7 protein-coding genes are annotated in these 6,894 nt (G+C 41.2%); 1 reads left to right on the top strand and 6 read right to left on the bottom strand.

The genetic code is table 11. The annotated features are described in order from the left end of the window. Window positions 1–133: 133 nt before the first annotated feature. The 6 genes from H9653_RS12570 to dinB form a co-directional block, all read right to left on the bottom strand. Window positions 134–592 (bottom strand): FimV/HubP family polar landmark protein, encoded by a 459-nt coding sequence (locus H9653_RS12570; RefSeq protein WP_225211759.1) that lies wholly within the window; start codon window positions 590–592, stop codon window positions 134–136. Continuing rightward, entirely contained in the window at window positions 525–1,811 is a 1,287-nt protein-coding gene (locus tag H9653_RS12050) for a tetratricopeptide repeat protein (RefSeq protein WP_225211758.1), read from the bottom strand. The genes H9653_RS12570 and H9653_RS12050 overlap by 68 nt, the downstream gene beginning before the upstream one ends. Before the next feature lie 57 nt (window positions 1,812–1,868). Beyond that, the gene (locus tag H9653_RS12045; RefSeq protein ID WP_225211757.1) at window positions 1,869–3,257 is read right to left on the bottom strand and encodes a type IV pilus assembly protein FimV; all 1,389 of its coding nucleotides are present in this window, start codon (window positions 3,255–3,257) and stop codon (window positions 1,869–1,871) included. A gap of 47 nt (window positions 3,258–3,304) precedes the next feature. After that, a complete protein-coding gene (locus tag H9653_RS12565) occupies window positions 3,305–3,655 on the bottom strand; it encodes a type IV pilus assembly protein FimV (protein ID WP_225211756.1) in 351 nt (116 codons plus the stop codon). A 118-nt stretch (window positions 3,656–3,773) separates the two neighbouring features. Then, a complete protein-coding gene (gene queA, locus H9653_RS12040) occupies window positions 3,774–5,030 on the bottom strand; it encodes a tRNA preQ1(34) S-adenosylmethionine ribosyltransferase-isomerase QueA (protein ID WP_191692550.1) in 1,257 nt (418 codons plus the stop codon). Between the two features lie 168 nt (window positions 5,031–5,198). Then, window positions 5,199–6,284, bottom strand: a complete 1,086-nt coding sequence (gene dinB, locus H9653_RS12035; protein WP_144296445.1) for a DNA polymerase IV — start codon at window positions 6,282–6,284, stop codon at window positions 5,199–5,201. A 358-nt stretch (window positions 6,285–6,642) separates the two neighbouring features. Here dinB and H9653_RS12030 point away from each other — a divergent pair, with 358 nt between their 5' ends. Then, window positions 6,643–6,879, top strand: coding sequence for a hypothetical protein (locus H9653_RS12030; RefSeq protein ID WP_191692549.1), 237 nt, complete (start codon window positions 6,643–6,645; stop codon window positions 6,877–6,879). The last annotated feature ends 15 nt before the right edge of the window (window positions 6,880–6,894 follow it).

Below are 6,894 nucleotides of genomic sequence, written 5' to 3'. Positions count from 1 at the left end.
GTCAGATTGGTTAGTCATTGCTTATTCTCCTGTTAGTGGATTATAAGCAGTTACACAGAGTTTGGGAAACTCCCAAATCAGCAAGTATTCTTATGCTAATAGAATACTTGCTGATGAAAGAAAACGCTACTTTTTATGCAGTGCGATCTAGTAGTGCTTGCGCTTGGCTCTGCTGCTCGCTATTACCTTGGTTAATGACCTCAGTCAGTAAACGTTTGGCGCTATCATATTCGCCCAATTGCACATACTGACTGGCTAAGTCTAAGGTGACTTGATTGCTATCTAAGGTTTTAACAAAATCAAAGTCCGCCGCAAAACGTGATGAAAAGTCCTCTGTGGTTTCAACTTCAGTCTCAATAGTAGCGTTATCTAGCATATTAGTGCTATTGACATCACTACTGACATCATAATCGTTTTTAACCTCGACTGGCGTCGTCGCTGTTGGAGCGCTTGCTAAAGAGTCAAAGTCAAAACTATCATCGATCAAAGTATTGTCATCGAATCTGCCAGTAGTTGGCGCGTTACTAGAAGCTACTGTTTCGTTCGTTTGATTGTCTGTCTGTCGTATCCACATCTGCGAAACTAAGCTCATCGATGCTATTGCTTTCCAAAACATGGTTATTCTCTGATGGATGGTCTTCAAGAACAAAGTTGTCAAATTCAAGATCATTCAAGCTATCATCAATAACAGCAGAAGTTTCATCTGATAATGTTTCTGTTTCAACAGGTGTGTCGTTATTATCATCTATACTATCGAGAGATAAAGCAAGATCATTTTTTAATGAGCTGACGTCTGTCATAGACTCATCATTAAGACTCATATTAGTTTCGCTCGTATCTAGCTCTAAGTCTGCTAAATCTAAGACAAAATCTTCATCATCTAATGTTATTTCATCATCAGTGTTGTTTAAATCATCTTTAGACAAAGACGCATTGGTTTCTGACGCAGTATTATCCTGTTCTGCTAAGTCGAAGTCAAAATCCAGCTCACTATTGCTCTTGTTTTCATTTGTGCCGCTGACCGTCGACATTGATAAGCTTTGCTCATCGGCAATATCTAGATCAATGACAGGTGCGGCACTAGTAGCAGCTGGCTCATCAATATCTTGTTCTAAGTCGTCTAAACTGAGGACGAAATCTTGCTGGCTATCATTGAAATCATTAGAAGTTTCTAACGTGCTATCTGAGCTAGCGGCTAAATCATTTTTATATTCGTTATGAGTGACCGCTTGTTCATTAAGACTAGGATCAATAGTTGGCTCGTTATTCTCAATTTTGTTCGCTGGTAAATCAAAATCGATACTTTCAAAGCCAGTATCTAGATTGTTATCAGCAGGTAAGGCACGTTCAGCCGCTTGGTTTTGTTCTTCCGTCAGCAATGCTTTTAAGTCATCAGCCTGAGCGATGCTTTTGGCATCACCATGCGTTTTAATGGAATCATAGACTTTATTAAAGTTATCAGACTCGTCTATTGTTGCGTATACTGCTAGAAGCTTTAGAGTTAGCTGGCTATCATTTGGCTTTTCAGCGAGACCACGATTGAGAGTTTCAATGGCTTTATCATAGCGCTGTTGCTCCATAAAACGCTGTGCTATCTCAATATGATCAAATCGCTTATCACTATTGACATTAGCTTGAGTATTAGTACCTTTAACGGCAGTATGTTTCGGTAAAGTTGCAGCTTTATCTGCTTTATCTGATTTGATACTTTGCTGTGCTGGTGGTTTTTGCGCTTTGTTCTTGCGCATTACCAAGACTGCTATTAGTACAATACATACCAATCCAGCGATAATATATAGCATATTGTCCATAGTTACTCCTATACCTACGATCATGGTTGCAGCATACGGCACTGATCGGCTAGGTAATTATTGATTGCGTAATTTTTCGAGACGAGCTTGTAGCTCCGCCAGTTTTTGGTTTTGTAATTGCAGTTTTTTAGTATAGCTGCCAAGCGTACTGTTGGCCTTTGATAAACGCTGCGCTTGGTCTGCGGTACTTTTTCTAGAAGATTTAAGAATATCTAACACATCTGTACTAAGCCCATTGCCCGTCGTCACACCTTTTTTAGTTTTAGTGCCATCGGCGCTACCGTCATAACCAGGAGCGAGCACGGAAAACTGGGCGGCTGGTAATATCTGCGTTTTCTTGGTTATGGGTTTCTCATTTGCTGCTTTAGGGGCAGGTTTTAGCGCAGCAGATTTTTTGGTAGTAGGTGTATTTGCTTGGCTATAATACTGTTTTTGAGTACTAATGGCTTCTTGCAACTTCTTCTGTGTTGGCATCACATCATAATTAGGTAGGCTTAACTCGGCATCAGCTTTTAGTTGATCGGCGTTTTTATTAATAAAAGCTTTCGGATTTTGCGCTTGAATCTCACTCATCACGGTTTGAACGTCAAGATTGTTTTTTTCTGCGATTTGCTGGGCAATAACCCATAAGTTATCGTTGCGTTGTACCGTATAGGTAATCTTGGAGTTATTATCATTATTCGCTGCGGTATTTACTAAGCCTAAAGAGACCGTTTTTATAGAAGGCTCAGTTGTCAGGATATTAGGTTTTGATGCGATTTGGTTTGTGGAAGCATTACTGTAAGAAACGTCCCTAGACGGTGCTTTATTTAAAAGAGTAGTCGTAGTCATTATATTATCAGTATTGTTTTTATCGGTTGCTACATTGCTATAAGGCGTGGCTGTAGTAGGTGCAGTGACCATGACGGCATTATTACTAATATCGTTGTTTTTATTATTCTTAAGCTGTATTTGACGAGTAATTTTTACATTTAGAATATCAAATATTTGCTCATTCATTGGCGCAGTTTTATGGTTGTCTAAAGCACCAGTTGGGTTTGGCGTGGTGTTTGTCTGCATAGCTACATTTTTGTTTGTAAGCGCTTTATTTATATCGGCATGATTATTCAAACGATTGACAGGAGAAGTCGTTGCGTTATTTTGCGTCATCGTTCTGACTGGCGATAAACTGGTTGCTGTAAGCGTCTGACTATTACTAACTTGAGATGCCGAGGCTTGGCTGCTCGGTAGTTGAATGCTAGGGACAGAGGTTTCTATAGCTCTTGGCTTTGAAGCCAGCAATTGAGTGGGTGGAGTCTTAGAGACGGGTAATAATGGAGGCGGATTGCCTTTTCTCACTGTTAATGGTTGCGCGTTAGTAGGAGAAACAGTCGGTAGATTAAGTTTGCTTGCTGCTGTCACACTATTTTTTGAAGGATTGATGGACAAGCTGCCATCGAGCGGCATAAGCAATGTTTTAGGGATAACGCTACGCTGCGCACCATCATTAATGGTTACACTATATCGGCAAAAGGTTTAGAGACAGGTTTTGTGGTCGTAATAAAGACCTGCCCACTGGTAGCTGAAGTAGGCTGAAAACGAACCGTCATTGAATCTGTTGGAGTCAAACCCATTTGCTGATAAAGGGTAGGGTCAGCTAAACTCGCGGAGAAATCAGGGGTTTGAATGTCATTAACAACAATACTGGCTGATAAAGGTTCATGCTGAGCTGAGGTAATGACAGTCTTACCCATGGTAGCCGCTTGGGCGTTAGATATAAGGGCGGCATAACTGATTGAATAAAGCAGCGCCATTGATACTGAGCGATGTATCGTAGTCAGGCGATGAGGTAAATGACAAGACATATGCAGCCCTTTAAAAATAAGTATTAACTATGTTGTTATAACAAAATAGCGTTTAGTTTACCAGTTTATTTCGCCGCCGTTATAAACAATATATTTATTGTTTGTTTAGTGTTTGCGCTTACGCTTTTATTTTTTTATCAAGTAACATGGCGTCGCCGTAGCTAAAAAATCGATAGTAGTTATTAATGGCATGTTGGTAAGCTTGTTCAATCGAGGCTTTACCTGCAAATGCAGACACTAACATGAGTAACGTAGACTTTGGCAAATGAAAATTCGTAAGCAGTTTATCTATCACACCAAATCTGAACCCAGGATAAATAAAGATATCAGTATCGCCCGCCCAGCTAGAAAGCGCTTGTCCATTAACCGCTGTTTTTTGATAAGCGGTCTCAAGGACGCGCGTCACTGTCGTGCCTATTGCAATCACCTGTTTGCCATTAGCATGGGTTTGGTTGATGAGGTCGGCAGTAACTTGAGGCAGATGAGCGTATTCGCTATGCATGGTGTGATTGAGTAAGTTGTCGGTTTTGACTGGCGCAAACGTACCAGCCCCTACATGCAAGGTAACAAAAGCAGTATGAATGCCTTTAGCAGCCAGCTTATCTAGGACGAATTTATCAAAATGCAAGCTGGCCGTCGGTGCAGCAACGCTGGCAAGTTTGGCTGGATCATGAAAAACGGTCTGATAACGGGTATTGTCAGTCGCATCGGCGTGGCGCTCAAAGTAGGGCGGAATAGGCAGCTCACCATAACGCTCTAAATCTGGCAAAATCAGCGCTTCAAAAGCTAAGATAAATAAGTTTTCTTGACGACCTATGACCACAGCCTGCATATGACCATCAGCAATCTCTAGCCGTTGCCCAAGCTTAGGTGCTTTACTGGCTTTAACATGACAAAGGGCGATATGCTCTTGGTCAATGCTCTTGCCATCTGTCGTTTCTAGCTGTAAGACTGTGCTATCTAAATCTGAAATGTTAACCAAACGCTCAATCAGCACTTCGATCTTACCGCCCGTGTCTTTTTGCCCGAACAAGCGCGCTTTCATGACTTTGGTGTCGTTAAAGACAATTAAATCGCCCGCATTTAGCAGATCGGGCAGCTCAGAGAATTGTTTGTCTATAATCTGGCTGTCGCTATCTTTCTGCTGATTAGTGGCTAAATATAGTAATTTTGATGCCGAACGCTGCGCTAAAGGATAACGGGCAATTAAGCTGTCCGGCAGTTCATAATCATAATCATCAACACTTAGATATTCTAAAGTTTCAGCATTTTTATCTAGTATCTTATTAGTGTTTTTAACGCTGCTCTTGTCAAGATTTTTGTCAGCAGTATCGGTGCAAGTCGTATCTAAGTTTACAGGTTGAGAATCAGTCATAGTTAGTCTTTCAGTAGATGGAGATTTTGCGGTAATTGTAGCAGAAATGCAGATATGAAAGAACGTTTTCCTCAGCTGCTACCGTTCATATTAAAGCTGAAAATAAATTAAATAGCCTAAGCAGTAATTATTAAATACTTAAAATTTATCTTTGCAAGTAAAGTGCCATTATTCAAACAAATCTAACTGTGGCAAAATTTGGGTAGCAGGCATCAATGAAGAAAACGTCACCCCGACAAGCCTGATAGGCAGTAAGCGCGGAATATCTGAAAACAACTTATCAAGCCAGTAATGGGCAGATTCGGCACTATCAAAAGCGGTAGATAAGGTATGTGAACGCGTAACTTGGGTAAAGTCAGCGTATTTTATTTTAAGGGTAATGGTATAGGCGATGAGCTGTTTTTTGCGTAACTGATTAAAGGCATCGGTATTTTGCTCATAGATTTGTCTGCGTAGCTCGTCATCGTGATTCAAATTATCCCTAAAAGTCGTCTCAGAGCCAACCGACTTATGCGTACGCTGCGATTTAACGGGGCGTTCGTCACGGCCATGAGCGATGTCGTGATAAAACTGACCGCGCTTGCCAAATTCATTGACCAATAGTGCCGCGGGCGTGCGTCGTAGATCAGCGCCATTACTGATACCCATCGCATGCAAGCGCCGAGCAGTCGCTTTACCAATACCGTGAAAACGCTCAATGGGCAACGCGCTAATAAAGGCGTCGGCCTCCGCTGGCGTGATAACTGCCGTACCATTAGGTTTGTTAATATCAGAGGCAATCTTGGCGAGCATTTTATTAAATGACACGCCTGCAGATGCATTAAGCCCCGTCTGCACTAAAATCTGTGCCCGTAGCCAATTTGCCATTAGCGTGGCTGAGCCGTGATGTACGTTCAATCCTGTCACATCAAGATAGGCCTCATCTAACGATAATGGCTCAACTTGCGGCGTTAAACGGTGCATAATACGGCGAATATCTTGACTGACCGCGCGGTAGACATCAAAACGCGGCTGCACAAATATGACATCTGGGCAACGTTTACGCGCCTCATAACACGACATGGCGGAGCGTACACCAAACTGACGCACCTCATAGCTTGCCGCCGCAACCACGCCGCGACCATTTGGATCTCCGCCAACGACTAAGGGCTTGCCGCGTAGTTCAGGAAAGTCGCGTTGTTCCACACTGGCATAAAAAGCATCCATATCGATATGAATAATTTTACGAGGGGTAGGTTGAATAAGAGCGGTCATAACCACTATTTTACCTGATTTTATTATGAGTTTTAGCCTCTATTGCTAATAGAAATTATAAAAGACTGAGCTTAATTTTGGGCTCATTATTTTACTTATCCTTGAATAAGGCGCATCTTGTAAAAATTACAAATTTATACCGCTTGTCCTTAAATACCTACCGTCTGTCGGGAATGCTGCTTTCTATGTTACAGTTTTGCTACTAAAGTTCTACACTAGAGTTTCTATAAAAATAAAGAGTTGTTAATTAATTTAACGACCCATGTTGTATTTTTTTGAATAAAATAGGAAGTTGTTAGAGCTCGCGTCATTCTTATGGATTAAGTAATGCTAAAGTAGGATAGCTGAGGAGCTTGGTATGAATAATGAGCTAAAAGGGAGCGATTTAACCCGCGCGCTACTTAAACGAGGTTATAAGGGCGTATGGTGTGCGGTCGATGATGAAAGTGATGAGCAGGCGATAAAGGATCAATGTGGTAATGATTTTACTGCTTATATTGTGTCATTTAAGAATGGCTGCTTTTATTGTAGTGGGGGTTGCAAACAGTTAAATAAAACATATACAAACCTACCTATTTATTACTATAATAGATAGATTATATCTATAATA

This window comes from Psychrobacter communis (assembly GCF_014836505.1).
Classification (GTDB): domain Bacteria; phylum Pseudomonadota; class Gammaproteobacteria; order Pseudomonadales; family Moraxellaceae; genus Psychrobacter; species Psychrobacter faecalis.
The sequence above is the reverse complement of the archived record's forward strand: the minus strand, read 5'-3'. Positions and strand labels throughout refer to the sequence as shown.

Coding starts and splice junctions, on each gene's coding strand:
- H9653_RS12570 (WP_225211759.1), bottom strand. CDS start 592: ATGAGCTTAGTTTCGCAGATGTGGATACGACAGACAGACAATCAAACG.
- H9653_RS12045 (WP_225211757.1), bottom strand. CDS start 3,257: ATGCCGCTCGATGGCAGCTTGTCCATCAATCCTTCAAAAAATAGTGTG.
- H9653_RS12050 (WP_225211758.1), bottom strand. CDS start 1,811: ATGGACAATATGCTATATATTATCGCTGGATTGGTATGTATTGTACTA.
- queA (WP_191692550.1), bottom strand. CDS start 5,030: ATGACTGATTCTCAACCTGTAAACTTAGATACGACTTGCACCGATACT.
- H9653_RS12030 (WP_191692549.1), top strand. CDS start 6,643: ATGAATAATGAGCTAAAAGGGAGCGATTTAACCCGCGCGCTACTTAAA.
- dinB (WP_144296445.1), bottom strand. CDS start 6,284: ATGACCGCTCTTATTCAACCTACCCCTCGTAAAATTATTCATATCGAT.
- H9653_RS12565 (WP_225211756.1), bottom strand. CDS start 3,655: ATGTCTTGTCATTTACCTCATCGCCTGACTACGATACATCGCTCAGTA.